Raw genomic sequence first — 15,314 nt, forward strand, 5'->3', positions numbered from 1 at the left:
GTGGGAAAGAGGGCTTGCGGCCGGGGCGGCGTGGAGCAGGTGGATTCCGTCATTCCGTATCAGCACAAGTCCCGTGGCTCCGCGATCTCCTGGCTACGCTCAGCCTGTGATGGATCGGTGGAGGAGCCACGCGAGTCGCCATCCGGTGTGCGGCGCCGTCGAGTTGACACTTGCCTGGCATGTCGTGCTGGTGCTGTTCGCCAAGGTGATCCTGCCGCCATTGGCCCCGTCCTGGTTTCCTGGTCTCGGCGCTACGGTGGTCAACGCGGTGGGTTTCGCGGGCGCCTGGTTGGTGCTGTGGCGTTGGGGGTGGCTGCGGACGTCCGGGGTGGCGACACTCGGCCGGGGGCGGCGCTGGTGGCTGGCCGTGCCCATGCTCCTTGTCGCCGGCTCGTACGCCATCGTGGGCCTCGACGGCAGTAGGACCGTTCTGGTCAGCTCATTGGTCTCGTTGTTGTGGGTCGGTGTCAACGAGGAAGTGACCAGCCGGGGCCTGGTGCAACAGGTCCTCGTTCCGCTCGGGGCGCTACGGGCGGCGATCGGCGTCGGTTTCCTGTTCGGTGTCGGCCACGTGCAGAACTTCCTGTTCTTCGGCGCCCCGTTGAACGACACGCTGTGGCAGATGCTGTCCGCCGGGCTGTTCGGCTTCGCCTGCGCCGGGCTGCGCTTGGCGATCGGCTCGGTCTGGCCGATGGTCGTAGTGCACGGTCTGGACGACTTCTTCCAGATCCGTTCGCCCGGTGCGGCGCCGGACTGGTGGCAGGTGTGCGTGTACGTCTTCCACGTCCTGTTCGGGGTGTGGTTGGTGCGACGATACGGCAGCACGGCCGCCGCAGGGTCGTACGGTGCCGCTGACGCGAAGCACGACGGGCGCCCCGATCAGGCCGAGACTCTTGACTGACCCCCTCCGGTGCGGTCGCAGGCAGCCCGAAGCGAGGCGGCAGGTCATCAAGGCCGACCATGCAGGTGGTTGTTCGGTGCGCCGAGGGGGCCGGCAGGGACCGGTGATGCCGGCAGAGCGGCCGACCCCGGTACAGCAGGTGCCGTTGAGGATGATCGTGGGATTCTTGTGTGCCACGACGTCGCCCCAGTCGGCGCCTGGTCTGGCCAGGGTCCACCGCTCACCGCCCGGGAGTTGACGGGAAGGTACAGGGGGCGGTCCCGTTGGCGTGCTGTTCCGCGGCAACGGCGCAGCCAACTCCCCATCCCCGTGTTCATGTAACTGCCCAGGTGGCGGCCGTTGCAGCGGTCGGGCCCCGCTGGTGACGCGGGGTCCGATGGATCAGTCCTGCCAGTCCAGCTGTGGCTCGGGGATGCCGATGGAACGCGCGTAGTCCTGCGCCTGCCGACGGCCTTCCGCCTGCTGACGTGGATAGCGGAAGACCTTGTCGGCGAAGACCACGAACGCCTCCGCCGTGGTGTTGTAGTTGACATACCAGCCCCCGGTCGGTGCCAGGCAAGCAGCCAGCTGCTCGGCCAGACGCTCGGCATCGGCCTCCTCGGCAGCGAAGTCCAGGAGAGTCCACTGCTGCGGCTGCTCGGCCGCCGCGTTCTTCACCTCCACCCTGGCGATCTTGGTGATGTGCAGCGGGACTCCGGCCAACTCGGTTCCGATCCGCAGACTTTCCGCGATCAGCACGCCTTCAAGCACCCGGTCCTCCTTGATCTCGACGCGGTGAGACTAGCGAGGACGTGTGACAGTGGCGGACCGGGATCGCGTCAGCCCCAGGGGAATGCCTTGGTCCCCTCCGCCGCCCCGCAGGGCGGTCCGACTCCGGCAGTCGCGGCCCATCAGATGATTCCCCTGCGCCGATATGCACTCTATGTCATTATCGAACACGTACGGTAATCATCCGTAAGGGAGTCGCCATGCCTATGCTGCTCATCAAGGGCTCGTTCAAGATCTCGGAGAGGGCCAAGCCGGACGGCGACACCGTCCCGTTCATCCCGGACAACGTGGCCGACTGGAAACTCGTACCCGGGTGCAAGCCGATCCTGCCCGCCGCCGACGGCCACGCCAACGTCCGGCTGGAGGGCATCGACGCGCTGGAGACCCACTACGGGGGCAACTACGGACCCGACCAGCACCAGCCGATCGGCCTCGCGCACCAGGCCGCGGACGAGTTGCTGTCATTCCTCGGCTTCACCAACATCGTCCGCAAGCCGGACGAGACCGTCACCCTCACCCCCGCCAGCGTGCCCGGCTTCATCCTCACCCGGGGCACCGACGTCTACGGCCGCTGCGTGGCCCTGGTCGGGCGCGGCACGCCGCCCGGGTGCAGCGGCTACGAGATCGAGGTCGACGACGCCCTGCTGAAGAAGACCGCCAACCACCACCTGCTCTCGCTCGGCCTGGCCTACCCGACCTTCTACACCGGATTTCCCGTCTCTCTGCGCAAGGTCCTCGCCGCCGCCGCCCAGCAGGCACGTCAGTCCACGCCACCGCTGGGCGTGTGGGGCAAGGACGTGACGCAGTCCGGAGTGAAGATCACCGGCATGGCCTCGCTCACGGCCGACGACGGAGCGGTCATCCTCCCCAAACTGTTCCGCCGGCTCAAGGAATACCTCGATCTCAACCCCACGGATCCGTCGTTGGCCTGCCTCCCCTCCTATCTGGGCGGAGGCGCCGACAAGTTCCACATGCCGCCGACCTCAAAGGAGATCACCGGTCTGCAGCACGCCATTGAGATCACCAACGGCAACACCGTGAGGATGACCCATCAGCCCGAAGAGATCATCTTCGTCGAGAAGTGACCAGGCCGTCAGCCTCCGCGTTCTGACTCTGAACCGGCCCTGAGCCCGTGAGCACCGACACCTGCCGCACGGCTCACCGGCGTGTTCCCGCGGTCTGCCAGCCTGCTGCATACGTACGTCCGGGTCGCAGCTGGCCGCCGGGGACCTGACCTACGCCCACCCGTGTCCGGCGGGGGCACCGAGGCGATGCCCCCGCCGTGCACCGCATGTGACAGGCTGTCGCCCCTCCTCCCGTGAAGGAACCGGGGCCCCTGCCCCCGGGTGACGCGGCGACCCATGAGGCGGACGCATCGCTGTCAGCTAGCCAGGCAGTCAATCACCTGTAGATCTTGCCCGGCTCGGCCTTGGCCGGAGCGAGGAGCTGGGAGACGGTCACGAAGGTGTAACCCTGCTTGCTCAGCGCCTGCAGGATGGACGGCATGGCCGGCACGGTGCCCTTGTGCAGCGGGTGGAGCAAGATGATCCCGTCGCGGCTGGCGCCGTCGAGCACACGTTTGATGATCAGCGCGCTGTCGTCCGTCTCGTAGTCCTTCGCGGTCACCGTCCACAGCACCTGCGCCATCCCCATTTCCTTCGCGACCTTGGAGACGCGGTCGTCGGTGCGGCCCTGGGGCGGGCGCATCAGCGTCGGTTCGCTGCCGGTGATTCCGGAGACGGCCCGTGCCGTGCGGCGCAGTTCGTCACGGATCTGCGCGTCAGAGACATCGGTAAGCACCGCGTGCGTCCAGGTGTGGTCCCCGATTTCGTGGCCGTCCGTCGCGATCCGCCGCACCACGTCCGGGAACTTGTGGATGCGCCGGCCCTCAAGGAAGAACGTCGACGGCGCCTTGTACTGCTTCAGGAGGTCCATGAGCCGGTCGGTGGGTTCGCCCGGGTTGCCGTCGAAGGTGAGCGCGATGCACTTGGCCTTGCGGCAGTCCACTTGCCCTGACGGTACGCCTGTTCCAGATGCCACCCGGTCACGTTCTTCGCGCGGGGAAAGGGTTTCCATCTTGTTCGCCTGGATGACCATGGCGACGGTCACCGTCACGGCCGCCACCACGGCCAAGGTCAGGGATATGAGCAGGCGAGGCCGCCTTCTGAGGATCTTCACATGAAGGAGAAGATTTCAGCGTCGTGCGGGTTGCTCGGCAGCCTCGATAGTGAGGTAGAACACATGTGCGTCTCGTCGGCCTTGCCGTGGCACAAGCCCTCTTGGCCAGCGCAAGCCCTCTGCGCTGAAGCGTCGCAGCAGTTCCTTGTCTACGAGCGGGGGTGGACTGTCCGTCATGTGACCGATGAGCGCGGCCGTCGCGGCGGCCGACAGCGCGCCGCCACCGCCCACGACCTCGGCGATTCCGACGACGAGTAAGAAGGGCTCACGGTCTTGCTCAGGAAGCCGTTGGCGCCCGCGCGCAGGGCGGCGAGGACGATGTCGTCCTGGTCGAAAGTGGTCAGCACGATCACCCGCGTCTTCTCGGGTGGATGCTCTGCCCGGATCCGGCGGGTGGCTTCGACACCGTCGATGCCCGGCATCCGGATGTCCATCAGCACCAGGTCGACGGGGTGGTCGCGGAGGAAGGGGACGACCTGGAGCCCGTCGGAGAGATCCCCCGCGACGACGAGACTCGGGTCGAGCTGAAGCAGCGTCCGGATCCCGGCCCTGATCTCATCCTGGTCGTCGACGATCAGAATCCGTGTCATCGGACCACTTCTCCCAGCGGGCTTAACACCGCGTGGACCCGGAATCGCCCGTCGTGACTGTCGATCGTCAGCCGCCCTCTGGAGGACTCGACGCGTTCGCGCGTCCCCACGAGGCCAAGCCCGTGACGCGGATCCTGCCGTCGTGCTCGCGCACATCCACCGTCGCCGTCCCCTCTCCGTGCCGGTGCGTACGGCTGGGCGCACATGAGCGTGCTGACTGCGGGGGTGGAATGGGCGTCGCGTCGACGACGGTGCGCGCGGTGAACGGGTTGACCGCGTGGTGGGTGGGCGCCTCGGAGGGGGAAAGGCGTTCTGGCGGCGGGGGTGTGGCCGCTGCTGGCCCACCTCGCCGACGGGGCCGAGGGCGCGGGTCGGGCCAGCTGACCGAGGCTCTCGGGCTGCCTGCCGGGCAAGCGACGGCCGCGGCACGCGAGTTGCTTGCCGCCATGGGCACCATGCGGGGACTGGACACGGCTCTGGAGCTGTGGACGAAGCGCACGCTACAGCTGAGGCAGGAGTGGAAGAAGGCCTGTCGGTCGACGCCCATGGGGTACCCACCGGGGATCCCGTGCGCGACCACGAGGCGCGGACGCCTGGACGGTGAAGCGACTGATGTCAGCCCAGGGAGCCGGGACCCGCTCAGGCGGCGAAGCCGATGTTCGTGACGTACTCGTACTGGCCCCACTGCGAGCCGAGGTCGATGACCTGATCGATCCAGGCGTTGTCCAGCTCCGGGTCATCGCCGGCCGCCCAGGCGGCCACGATGCGGTCCCAGCGGCGCACGTTGAGGGTGCGGAACTCCACGACGCGCTGGCGGGGGCGGTCGACGCCGGACTGGTTGAGGGGATGGATCTCGACGCGGGTGCCGCGGCCCTCGCGGTTGAGGCGGGCGGTGAGATAGCGAGCGATGTTCTGGCGGCGCACAGTGCGGTAGGCCTGCTCGATCCGCTCGAGGTTGCGCCTCGAGGGCGCGCGCCGGCCCTCGAGCCAGGCGCGCAGGGTGCGGTCGGTGACCGTCAGGCCGGCCACGCGGGCGGCGGTGCGGGCGTGGTCGGTCCGGGTGAGGTAGTGCAGACGCGCGAGCAGGCCTCGGCGGACGGTGACTGGGGTGGTGATGTAGCCGGCGAGGGCGTCCAGCTGGCGGGCGACGGCTTCGTGGCCCTTGATGCCGCGCGCGCCGTACTTGCCGAACTCGATGTTCCGCTCAGGCATCAGCTCTTCCGGTCTTCCGGTCACTCGTTGTGTGGATCACTGTAGGGGGTGTACGGGCCGTACGAGCGGTCGATGCCGCGCCGGTCCGGCCCGGGTCAGCTGTCGTCGGCGGGGTCGGGACCGACGCCGACGGTGTAGACGTCCTTGACCTTCACCTCGGTGACGCCTCGGCCCTCGGGGAAGACCGCGCGCCAGTCGCCGATGACGTGTAGTTCGTCGGTGCCCATGGCGCGGACCACCATCAGGCCCTCGTCGTAGGCGCGGTGGGCCTTCCACCACAGGTTGGCGAAGGCCTGGGAGCGGATGAGGTGCATCCAGTCGGTGCGGTACAGCTCCCGGTTGTAGTTCGACTCCCCCAGCGTCGAGACGAACTTCGAGTACATCGCCTTGACGTACTCCAGCGTCACCTCGTCGCCGTCGGCGATCGCCCGCTCGCGGGCGTCCTTGAGGGCGACGCGGAACTTCTCCAGCAGCCCCTCGGTCGCGCCGGAGGTCCACGACTCGTGGATCTCCGGCGGCTCGCACAGCCCGTACTTCGGGCCGGACAGACGCAGCAGCAGGCGCAGGGTCGGTTCGGTCACCCACAGCGGTCCGGGCTCGTCGCGGGAGCCGATCGGGTTCGGCAGGAACGCCTCGTGTTCCCAGGGGGGCGGGGTGATCAAGTGGACGCCGGCGCGACGGCGGTCGTGGTGGTTGCCGGTGGAGTGTTCCAACTGACCTAGCGGCAGATGCGTCTTGAGCGCGCTCAGGTACGCACCGTTGACGTCCAGCGCCGTCACTTCGTGCTCGCCGGGCGGCAGTTCGGGCCTGGTCCATCTGGGCCGGGCCTCCCAGATCTGGTCCGCGCCGCGCGCGGTCTGCTTGCGCAGGATGTCGGGCAGCCACGGATGCGCGATCACGTCGTAGCGCCCGCCTTTGCGGCTGTGGTCCAGCAGCGCCATCGCGTCCGGGATCGCCCGTTTGGTCAGCGCCGCAGTGGCCGCGTCCGCGTCACCGGCATGCTCCTCGAGCGCGGCGGCGACCGCGGAGGCGATCAAGTCGGGCGTGTCGGCCGCCTGTACGCGGCGGCCGGCAGGGACGATCCGTACCCCGCCGGGCGTTCGTGCGCCCGAGTGAGGCCGAGTACGGGAGGGGGTCGGGCTCTGCGCGCTCGGCGCGGCGGGCACGGCCGGGGTGGTGGCGGTTACGGCTGCGGCGCACTCGGCGGGGTCGAGGTGCTGCGGGTACCCGGCCACCTCGTGGCGGGCCGGCTGCCCGCACAGCACGCACGGCCGCGCGACTGCGAGCACGTCGACATCGTCGTTGTGCCCGACGTCCGGCCCGTCGACCGCGGACATGTCACCCTCGGGCTCTTCGGCCGTGGGGTTCTCGGCACAGGCGGGCGCCAGCTTGGTCCGCGCTCCCTCCAGGAAGTACGCGTACTTCTCCCGTACGTCCCCGCTCGGCTCCCGCCCCGCTTCCCAGCCCCCGACCGTGGAGGGACTGACGCCGAGGGCGCGGGCGAGGTCCGCACGCGAGAGGTTCAGTTCCTCCCGCAGAGCGCGCCGCTCGTCGGCGGGCGGCAGCGCGACGTCCTTCCCTGCTCTGGCGAGCAGCGCGTCGATCGCCTCGAAGTCCGTCATCACACTCCCCCGTCCGTCACCGCCGCTGGGCGGGCCGCATCGGACTGGCGGCCGACGGTACGACGCCGCCCGGCCGGCAGCGCCTCCACGGCTCGGGTGGGACCCGCGAGGAGATCGAGGACATCGATGCCGTAATGCACGGCGACCACCTCACAGTCGGCCAGACTCCACGCCGCGACACCCGACTGACGGCGGCTCACCTGCGCCTGGCTCACGCCCAACGCGGCCGCGAGCTCGGTCTGCGACTCCCCCGTCGCATGCAGAAGCGCCGCCACGGCCGACCGCACCCGCTCCTCCAGCGTCATACTCACAACGCCGAATCTATCATCCTGCACTCATCATTGATGCGTATGACGCATCAACATGCGGGGCGCTCACACGGCACGCCGGCCACGGTGCGCCTTGATGATCCGAATCGCGTCGGGGAAGGGGGTTGGCGGGCATCCGGTCCCTCGCCCCGACCGGCGGTCGAACCCGGACCGACCTGATGCGCAGCACCGCTCGCCGCGGGTGCGCGTGGAGCGATGCGGCGCTTCGTGTGACCGCAACCGGCGCATTGCATGTGACGCTAGGTCGTCAGCGCCGGATTGGCGGGAGAGGGTTCCGGATCTGACCAGCGCAGAGGGAGCGCGCCGGGCGTTTCGATCGTCTCCGACACGGTGAAGCGCACCCGCCGCTCGCCGTCCGCCGCGAACTCCGTGTGTCCCTCGCCGGTCAGTTGGAGTGTGGTGCCCGTCGTCCAGTCGAGGAACAGCAGGCCCGCGCGGGGGTCGGAAGCGAGGTTGCCGAGGGTGAGGAACATGGCATTGCCCGGATAGTCCTGCCAGCTCAGCCTGCGCGGCGAGTCCAACCGTACGAAGCCCGGATTTCCGCCTCGGTGGCTGATCTCGACCCTGCCGTTATGAACGCTGGCGACGAAGAAGGTGTCCGCGGAGGCGATGAACGCCCGCTGTTCCGGGGTGAGTTCACCGCCGTGACTCGGGCTTCCGACGGTGCGCTCTGACAGCAGCTCAAAACGTTCCCTGCGCTGGATGTACTTGGGGCAGTTGGCGAACACGCGCTCCGCCTCCACCTCGAAGCCGTTCCCCGTTGGTCGCAGTCTGCCGTTGAGGCGCATGCGGCGGCGGGTGCGGGGGTCCAGAGCGATGGTGGCGACCTCTGTGCCGTCGGTGGTGAGGGCCGGGAGGAGAGGGTCGTCCGGGTGGAGCCGACCGGTGACGGACATCTGGTGGGCGCTGGTGGCTCGGACGAATCCGGGCTGCCCGGCCAGCGCAGTGGCCCAGACGCGGCCGGTGTCCGGGGCCGCCGCGCCGAGCATCAGCAGCGGCTGGAGTTCGAGGAAGGCTGCCGCCACCGGCTTGATCCGGTCCCCGATCGCCCGACCGACGTGGTCGGCCATGTCGCGGACTCCGGCCTGGTCCTGCAGTGCGCGCGATCCTTCGTGGTAGACGGCCATGGCGGCTTCCATGCCTAGAAGAAGCCGCAGGTCGGAGCGGACTCGTTCGGCACGGGTGCTCCTTCGGCGCCGGACGGCACCGAGATCTCCAGGCGCGTCCCGTCGGGGTCGTGGAAGAAGATGCCGCCCGACGCGGAGTCCTCGCGGTGCGCCACCACACCGTCGTAGGCGAAGTCGACGCCACGGCTGCGCAGGGCCTGCTCGTACTCCCTGACTCGTTCGATGGAATCGGCCTCGAAGGCGAGGTGGTGCAGCCCCGCACCGCCCGGGTCGTACGCGTCACTCGCCTGCTCCCACAGCGTGAGGACCAGGCGCTGTCCGTCGCCGAGGAACACGTACCGCCTGCCCTCCTGCTTGCCCTCTCCGACCACCACGAAGTCCAGGACGTCGCGGTAGAAGGCGAGCGAGCGCTGGAGATCGGTGACATTCAGACCGATGTGCCCGGTGCGCAGAGTCATGGCTCCCCTTTACAGACGTAACCGTTGAATGCCAGATTAGTGGTTAGAATCGAAAGGAGTCAACCAGTCACATAGACTTCAGGGGTTAGCCCGGAAGGAGTCGACCATGTCCGCCGCCGTCCACGACCCGCGCCCATTGACCGGCGAACCCCTCGCGCTCGACCTGCTCAACACCCGCTGGAACAGCGATGGCGCCGTGCAGGATCTACTCGTCGACACGGACGGACTCGCGCTCTGGCTCCGGGTCAACGGACTCGGCGGCCGGTTCCCCGCGGACGGCGCGACACTGCGCCATCTGCACCAGGCGCGCGACGCACTGGCGAAGGCCCTGGCCGGGAAGCCCGCGGAAGCCGGGGCCGAGGCAGTCGACGCGGTTCTCGGGCACGGTCGGATCCGTGCCACCCTCACCGCCGCCGGACCCGGTGAGATGCCCGAGTTCAGCGACCCTTCCTGGGGGCCGGCCTGGCTAGCGGCGCGCAACTACCTGGAACTGCTCACCGCCGCCCCGGACCGAATCCGCGCATGCGCTCACGAGGCGTGCATCCTGCACTTCTACGACACCTCCCGCAACGGCACGCGCCGCTGGTGCTCCATGGCGGCCTGCGGCAACCGCGCGAAGGCATCACGGCACTACAGCCGCTCGAAGCGATGACGTACGACGGCTGAAGCCGTCGCCGCAGGATGGGTTGCCGGGGGATGCACGAAACGGTGACCAGGCACTCACGTGCGCGGTGCTGCCTCCAGCCGACTCAGGAACCTCGGGTTGCCGCCCTAGACCTCGTCCCCTGTGACCCAGCCGACGCGGTGTCCGGCGGCCAGAAGCCGTTGGATCATCACTCGGCCAGTTCCGGCTGCGGGTGTATTGGCGCTGAACCCCGACGGTGCGACTCTGCGATCGTCCAGTGGTACTTGCGCGGCAGATCCGGCAGCAGGCCCAGCACCAAGTGCTTGGCCCGGATGCGGGGTTCGACCCGCGCGAACCGCCCGGCTATCCGGCTCATCAGGCCGTCGAACGCCTCCTGCCAGCGGGCAGGGTCTACGCTGTGACCTACGGCCACCGCGTGATCGTTTGTCATCACACGCCGATGATCAACGTGGCCGCACCCGTCTACACAGCGCGTCAGGGTCGCGCAGCGTACGCATGCGGTCCTGTGTCAGGAGGACATGTGCAACGTGGCGAAGTCTGGTGGGTGGAGTTCGACGAGCGGCGGCCGGTCGTACTGCTGTCGGAAGGCGACGCGTCCGGGATCCGGGTGATGCAGGTGGTGGCTCCGGCGGGCGTCGACATCAGCGGTCTGGGCGTCGAAGTGGTAGTAGGCGCCATGGACGGACTGCCCTTTGAAGGCGTGCTGCGGTTCGCGTTCCCGCGTCCGGGCTTCACCCCTTGCACGTGGCTGACCACCGTGTCCCGGGACGACCTGATCGAGCGGGCGGGCGCCCTGCCCTGCGCGAAACTCCACGAGATTGAGGATGCCCTCCGACTCGCTGGACAGGTGAAGGAGCGGACCCCCGCGACGACCGAGAAGCTCAGCGAATTAAGGGACGCCCTGCGTCTCGGTGGACGTGAGAAAGAGGCGAATGGTGCAGACGGCGTTTGATGCGTCCGAGCGGCGGGCCTGGGCGGGGCAGGCCGATGCCTATGCTGCCGGCTTTGCCAAGCTCTGTGCGTACCCGGTGCCGAAGCTCCTCGAGGCTGCGGGAGTCAGGGAGGGTGTGCGGGTTCTCGATGTGGGGACAGGGACGGGTACCGCCGCCGCTCTTGCATGTGAGCGGGCAGCGAAGGTGACAGCGGTGGACGCCGAACCCGACATGGTCTCTCGCGCCGCGCTGGCGGCTCCGCAAGCTGATGTGCGGCTCGCCGCTTTGCCCCACCTGCCCTTCTCCGACGACGCATTCGATGCCACGGTCGGCAATTTCGTCCTCAACCATGTCGGACAGCCCCGGCAAGCCCTGGCGGAGTTGCGAAGGGTGACGCGGACAGGTGGGCGGGTAGCCGTCACCATCTGGGCGGCTCCCGCGGCCGCCGGTCAGACGCTCCTGGGTCGGGCGGTTCAGGCCGCAGGTGTTACTCGGCCGACCCATCTGCCGGCTCTCGCTGCCGAAGACGACTTCCCTCGCACTGAACAGGGCCTCGTCACCTTGCTCGAGGCGGCGGGGCTGACGGACGTCGTCTGTGACACGGTGACCTGGGACCACCAGACGACGCCCGAGGAGTGGTGGAGCGGACCAGCCGCCGGGGTGGCGACGATCGGTCAGATCGTGACGAGCCAGCACCCGGAGGTCATTGACGAGATCAAACACCACTTCGAGGCGTTGCGCGCGGAGTTCACCGGCCCGGACGGTGCATTGAGCTTGCCGCACGCTGCCTTGATCGCACATGGTCAGGCTTGACTGGCCTTGCTGGACTCGAAGTCCGAGGCTCGTCGTACGTCTCGGGCGCGCGCGGCGTCGGGTGAGCGGCGTGCGAGTGCCGCGAGTCGGTCGTGCAGGACGTCACGGGTGAACCTCTGGTGCGGGGCGTCAGGCAGCCGTCAGCTCTTCGTCGCAACGTAGTAGACGTTGATCGGGTCGCCCTCCACGGCCTCGACATCGACGGTCCCGAAACCGGCCTCCTTCAGCATCCGCACTGCCGTCTCCTGTCCCCACACGGTGCCCAGGCCGGCTCCGCCCGTGCTGAGCGAGGTCGTCATGCAGTAGAAGACGGAGAATCCGTACAGCGCAGGCCCGAAGGGGTGCCCGATGTTCTCCTCCAGCCTGCTGGACGCGGCGATGTCGCCCATCAGGAATGTGCCGCCCGCGCGCAGTGCCCGCGCGATCGCTGTCAGTGTCTCGGCCGGCCGGGCCAGGTCGTGGATCACGTCGAAGGCTGTGATGAGGTCGTATTCACCGGTGATCTGCGTCGAATCGGCCAGTATGTAGCGGAGGTTGTCGAGCCCCGCACGAGCCGCCTGGGCGCGCGCGGTCTCGATGCCGGCCTCCGACTGGTCCAGGCCGTGGAAGCGGCTGGCCGGGAAGGCCCTGGCCAGCACCAGGGGGGCGTGCCCCTGCCCGGTGCCCACGTCGAGCACGTCGATGCCGGCGCGCAGCCGCTCATCGAGTCCGGGGACCAACGGCACGATCGTGTCCACCAGCGCCAGGTCGTAGACACGGGCGGTCTCCTCGGCCTGCAGGGCCTGGAAGCGTGGATAGGCGGAGTACGGTACGCCGCCGCCCTCGCGGAAGCAGCGCACCACCTGCTGCTCGACCTCGCCCATGAGGCCGATGTAGGGCATCATCCCGGCCAGGTTGTCCGGTCCTGCCGCGGTCGTGAGCGAAGCGGCGTGCTCGGGTGGCAGGACGTAGGTCTGGCCCTCCGGCTCGTACTCCACGAACCCGCCGACGACCATGCCGCCCAGCCACTCGCGCACATACCGCTCGTCCAGGTCCGCCGCCTTGGCGATCTCGGCGCTGGTGGAGGGCGGAAGCTCGGACAGGGTGTCGAAGAGACCGCATTGGTGGCCGGCACTGGCCAGCAGAGCGAGCGCGGCCTTGTTCAGGACATCGACGACTTCGCCCGCAAACGCCTCCTGCTTGGCGGGGTCCAGGGACACCTGCTGCCTGTCAAGAGTGGACATGATCACTCCTTCCGCCGTGGCGGCCGCGCTGCACCGGAAAACCCGGTGCCCCATATGTCACAGTACGCCCCGCACAAAGCCATGAATCTTACGAAGCGAGAACGCCCGCCCCACGATCACGGCGGACAACGCCGCCTCGACTCCGTCACGCCCGAGGAGTGGGATATCAACGGCCGCCACTCGGTGCTCCGGTCTCCATACCGGGCGGTGGTCCACCGATGGTCGCCTGTCTCCCCTGCCAGTCGCTGGCGCAGCTGTGCCATGACGGCATGGGTGGTTGTCGGGTTCGTTGCGCGCGTCGTCCAGTCGTGTTTGGCTCGCCCGATGAACCTTTTGTTGACGGCCAGCGGCCTGCGCAACGCGACACTGCGGGATGCACTGCGGGACATGCTGGGAAAGCCGTTCGGATCAGCGAACGTCGTCTATGTTCCCACCGCGTCGGTGGCCGAGCCCGGTGACCACGGGTGGTTCGTCGAGGACATGAACCGCGTGCACGGTCTCGGTTGGCGGGAGTTCGACGTCCTGGAGCTGAATGGACTCCCCCGGCAGATGGTGCTCGACCGGCTGCTGCACGCCGACGTCATCTACGTCGAGGGCGGCAGCCACTACCACCTCGCCCGCAGCATCACCGGCAACGACCTGGCCGACGGCTTCCTGCAGGCGCTGGAGAGTCGGGTCTATGTGGGCGTCAGCGCCGGGTCGATGATCTTCAGCCGCCATCTCACCGCGCACTCCGCCGACGTCATCGGGGACACCGCGGACCTCCACGTGCTCGGCGCTACCTCCGTGGAGCCGCCGTTCGGCCTCTTCGACTGGTATCTCAAGCCCCATCTGTACTCGCCGCATTTCCCCGAGCGGGACGATGCCTGGGCTGATCGCATCGTCTCGCGGGCCGACTTCCCGATCTATTTCATCGATGACGACACGGCCGTGCGCGTCAGCGACGGCAAGGTGGACGTCGTGTCCGAAGGCCGGTGGCGGTTCCATCCATGACCCACCGCACAGCAGCCCTGTCAAAGGCAGAATCTGCCGGAGCTGCTGCGCCGCCGAGTTCTTCTACGCCGAATGGCGCTGGCACATACCCCTGGGCTCCCGCCACCCGTACGACCGGGTCCTCGGTTGTACGGGCGGCGGGCGCTGTCTGCTGTTTACGAGGCCCGGGTCAGAGGTGCTGCTCGGTGGCCCGGGTGCGCTGGTACTCGTCCTGGGGCGCGTCGGTGATGTACGCCGGGATCGGGAAGTCCCCCAGCGGGGCCCTGGGGCCCGCAGCGTCCCGGTCCGTGGGGACCTCGATCACGGCGGGCGCCCCGGACTGCACTGCTTTGCTCGATGGGCTGGCCGTTCCGGCCGCCGTCGGCGCCGAGCTGGCCCGGCACGACAACACCCGTGTTCTGCGTCCTGGGTGACGGCAACTTCCTCGTCCGAAGGCTCCATGACCCAACTCGCCGCAGCCGCAACCCGAATCGCCGAACCGGCGGCGCCAGCTGAGCTTGCCAGGAGGTCGAGTGGCGCGACCTTCAGGAGAGTGAGGCCTGGCCCGCCTGCCCCGATACTGTGGCTTCACATGACCACCTCCGAGACCGAGATCACCGCAGACCTGGTCCGTGACCTGCTGCAGGAGCAGCATCCAGACCTCGCAGGGCTGGCCATCCATGAGGTGGCGGGCGGCTGGGGCAACCAAATGTGGCGCCTCGGGGACGAGTTGGCCGTGCGCATGCAGCGCATGGATCCCACCCCGGAACCTCAGCTCAAGGAGCGCCGCTGGCTACCGGTGCTCGCCCCGCGCCTGCCGCTCCCGGTGCCGACACCGGTGCGGTTCGGTGAGCCGTCCGAGCGCTTCCCCAAGCACTGGACCGTGATGACGTGGGTTCCCGGTGAGCCGCTGGACCACGCCTCGATCAGCCGCGGCGACCACGCGGCCGACACACTGGCGGGCTTTCTCCGGGCACTCCACGTGGAGGCGCCTGCCGACGCGCCGGCCAGCTCGGACTTCGGCGCACACCCCAAGAAGTGCACGGACGGCTTCGACCACTTCTTCGACGCCGTCGTTCCCGATGACCTCGCCGACGATGTCCGCGCCGTCTGGGACGACGCTGTCGCGGCGCCCGAGTGGGAGGGCCCGCCGCTCTGGGTGCACGGCGACCTTCATCCCGCGAACGTCGTCGTCTCGGACGGAACCCTCTCGGGCATCGTCGACTTCGGTGCCATGTGCGCGGGCGATCCGGCGTGGGATCTCGCTGCCGCATGGGTGCTGCTGCCGGCGGGCACCGCCGCATGGTTCTTCGACAGGTACGCGCGTGCGGACGAAGCGGCGATCCGGCGCGCCCGCGGGCTGGCCGCTATGAAGAGCCTCTTCCTGATGCTCATGGGGCGGAACGGGGATCGTGGCCTCCCCGGCGGCAAGCGGCACTGGGGACCCGCCGGCCGGGCCGCACTCGATCGCGTTCTTCAGTCTGATCTTGCAAGGAACCCGGGGTCTTCAGACCCGGGAGGAAATGCATCCTGATACCGGCGG

At 68.7% G+C, this 15,314-nt stretch carries 18 protein-coding genes; 7 read left to right on the plus strand and 11 right to left on the minus strand.

Going from position 1 to position 15,314, the window contains the following annotated elements:
- A partial coding sequence (locus tag GRC12_RS04580) for a CPBP family intramembrane glutamic endopeptidase (protein ID WP_244372019.1) occupies nucleotides 1-901 on the plus strand: 901 nt, incomplete at its 5' end.
- Between the two features lie 381 nt (nucleotides 902-1,282).
- Here the strand turns inward: GRC12_RS04580 and GRC12_RS04585 are convergent.
- Entirely contained in the window at nucleotides 1,283-1,651 is a 369-nt protein-coding gene (locus tag GRC12_RS04585) for a hypothetical protein (RefSeq protein ID WP_208777534.1), read from the minus strand.
- Nucleotides 1,652-1,869: 218 nt separating this feature from the next.
- On the opposite strand from GRC12_RS04585, the gene GRC12_RS04590 reads away from it, so the two are divergent.
- On the plus strand, nucleotides 1,870-2,754 hold the full coding sequence (locus GRC12_RS04590) for a nuclease (protein WP_208777536.1): 885 nt from the start codon (nucleotides 1,870-1,872) through the stop codon (nucleotides 2,752-2,754).
- 316 nt (nucleotides 2,755-3,070) lie between these two features.
- Here GRC12_RS04590 and GRC12_RS04595 read toward each other — a convergent pair whose 3' ends face one another.
- The 7 genes from GRC12_RS04595 to GRC12_RS04625 all read right to left on the minus strand — a co-directional run bounded on the left by GRC12_RS04595 (nucleotide 3,071) and on the right by GRC12_RS04625 (nucleotide 9,185).
- The gene (locus GRC12_RS04595) at nucleotides 3,071-3,847 is read right to left on the minus strand and encodes a polysaccharide deacetylase family protein (RefSeq protein ID WP_208777538.1); all 777 of its coding nucleotides are present in this window, start codon (nucleotides 3,845-3,847) and stop codon (nucleotides 3,071-3,073) included.
- Nucleotides 3,848-4,020: 173 nt separating this feature from the next.
- Nucleotides 4,021-4,437: a response regulator gene (locus tag GRC12_RS04600; protein ID WP_244372020.1), complete on the minus strand. Its 417-nt coding sequence runs from the start codon at nucleotides 4,435-4,437 to the stop codon at nucleotides 4,021-4,023.
- Nucleotides 4,438-5,076: 639 nt separating this feature from the next.
- Entirely contained in the window at nucleotides 5,077-5,649 is a 573-nt protein-coding gene (locus GRC12_RS04605; protein WP_208777540.1) for a transcriptional regulator, read from the minus strand.
- A gap of 95 nt (nucleotides 5,650-5,744) precedes the next feature.
- Nucleotides 5,745-7,271: a helix-turn-helix domain-containing protein gene (locus tag GRC12_RS04610; RefSeq protein ID WP_208777543.1), complete on the minus strand. Its 1,527-nt coding sequence runs from the start codon at nucleotides 7,269-7,271 to the stop codon at nucleotides 5,745-5,747.
- The gene (locus tag GRC12_RS04615) at nucleotides 7,271-7,582 is read right to left on the minus strand and encodes a helix-turn-helix domain-containing protein (RefSeq protein WP_439959867.1); all 312 of its coding nucleotides are present in this window, start codon (nucleotides 7,580-7,582) and stop codon (nucleotides 7,271-7,273) included. The genes GRC12_RS04610 and GRC12_RS04615 overlap by 1 nt, the downstream gene beginning before the upstream one ends.
- Before the next feature lie 257 nt (nucleotides 7,583-7,839).
- The gene (locus GRC12_RS04620; RefSeq protein ID WP_208777545.1) at nucleotides 7,840-8,727 is read right to left on the minus strand and encodes a pyridoxamine 5'-phosphate oxidase family protein; all 888 of its coding nucleotides are present in this window, start codon (nucleotides 8,725-8,727) and stop codon (nucleotides 7,840-7,842) included.
- Nucleotides 8,728-8,741: 14 nt separating this feature from the next.
- A complete protein-coding gene (locus GRC12_RS04625; RefSeq protein WP_208777547.1) occupies nucleotides 8,742-9,185 on the minus strand; it encodes a VOC family protein in 444 nt (147 codons plus the stop codon).
- A 106-nt stretch (nucleotides 9,186-9,291) separates the two neighbouring features.
- Between GRC12_RS04625 and GRC12_RS04630 the strand changes: the two genes are divergently transcribed.
- A complete protein-coding gene (locus tag GRC12_RS04630) occupies nucleotides 9,292-9,837 on the plus strand; it encodes a CGNR zinc finger domain-containing protein (protein ID WP_208777550.1) in 546 nt (181 codons plus the stop codon).
- Nucleotides 9,838-10,018: 181 nt separating this feature from the next.
- On the opposite strand, the gene GRC12_RS04635 is transcribed toward GRC12_RS04630, so the two are convergent.
- Nucleotides 10,019-10,264, minus strand: a complete 246-nt coding sequence (locus tag GRC12_RS04635) for a hypothetical protein (protein ID WP_439959869.1) — start codon at nucleotides 10,262-10,264, stop codon at nucleotides 10,019-10,021.
- Between the two features lie 87 nt (nucleotides 10,265-10,351).
- Between GRC12_RS04635 and GRC12_RS04640 the strand changes: the two genes are divergently transcribed.
- Nucleotides 10,352-10,783, plus strand: coding sequence for a type II toxin-antitoxin system PemK/MazF family toxin (locus tag GRC12_RS04640; RefSeq protein ID WP_208777568.1), 432 nt, complete (start codon nucleotides 10,352-10,354; stop codon nucleotides 10,781-10,783).
- Nucleotides 10,764-11,576, plus strand: a complete 813-nt coding sequence (locus tag GRC12_RS04645) for a class I SAM-dependent methyltransferase (RefSeq protein ID WP_208777570.1) — start codon at nucleotides 10,764-10,766, stop codon at nucleotides 11,574-11,576. Before GRC12_RS04640 ends, GRC12_RS04645 begins: the two co-directional genes overlap by 20 nt.
- Nucleotides 11,577-11,716: 140 nt before the next feature.
- On the opposite strand, the gene GRC12_RS04650 is transcribed toward GRC12_RS04645, so the two are convergent.
- Nucleotides 11,717-12,799, minus strand: coding sequence for a class I SAM-dependent methyltransferase (locus GRC12_RS04650; protein WP_208777573.1), 1,083 nt, complete (start codon nucleotides 12,797-12,799; stop codon nucleotides 11,717-11,719).
- A gap of 324 nt (nucleotides 12,800-13,123) precedes the next feature.
- Between GRC12_RS04650 and GRC12_RS04655 the strand changes: the two genes are divergently transcribed.
- Entirely contained in the window at nucleotides 13,124-13,792 is a 669-nt protein-coding gene (locus GRC12_RS04655; RefSeq protein ID WP_208777665.1) for a Type 1 glutamine amidotransferase-like domain-containing protein, read from the plus strand.
- A gap of 169 nt (nucleotides 13,793-13,961) precedes the next feature.
- Here the strand turns inward: GRC12_RS04655 and GRC12_RS46330 are convergent, their stop codons facing one another.
- Nucleotides 13,962-14,096, minus strand: coding sequence for a hypothetical protein (locus GRC12_RS46330; RefSeq protein WP_280117417.1), 135 nt, complete (start codon nucleotides 14,094-14,096; stop codon nucleotides 13,962-13,964).
- Nucleotides 14,097-14,363: 267 nt separating this feature from the next.
- On the opposite strand from GRC12_RS46330, the gene GRC12_RS04660 reads away from it, so the two are divergent.
- Nucleotides 14,364-15,305 carry an aminoglycoside phosphotransferase family protein gene (locus GRC12_RS04660; RefSeq protein ID WP_208777575.1) on the plus strand — a complete coding sequence of 314 codons (942 nt, stop codon included), beginning with the start codon at nucleotides 14,364-14,366 and terminating at the stop codon, nucleotides 15,303-15,305.
- Nucleotides 15,306-15,314 lie beyond the last annotated feature (9 nt).

Source organism: Streptomyces griseorubiginosus (genome assembly GCF_017614965.1).
GTDB classification, from domain to species: Bacteria; Actinomycetota; Actinomycetes; order Streptomycetales; family Streptomycetaceae; genus Streptomyces; species Streptomyces griseorubiginosus_B.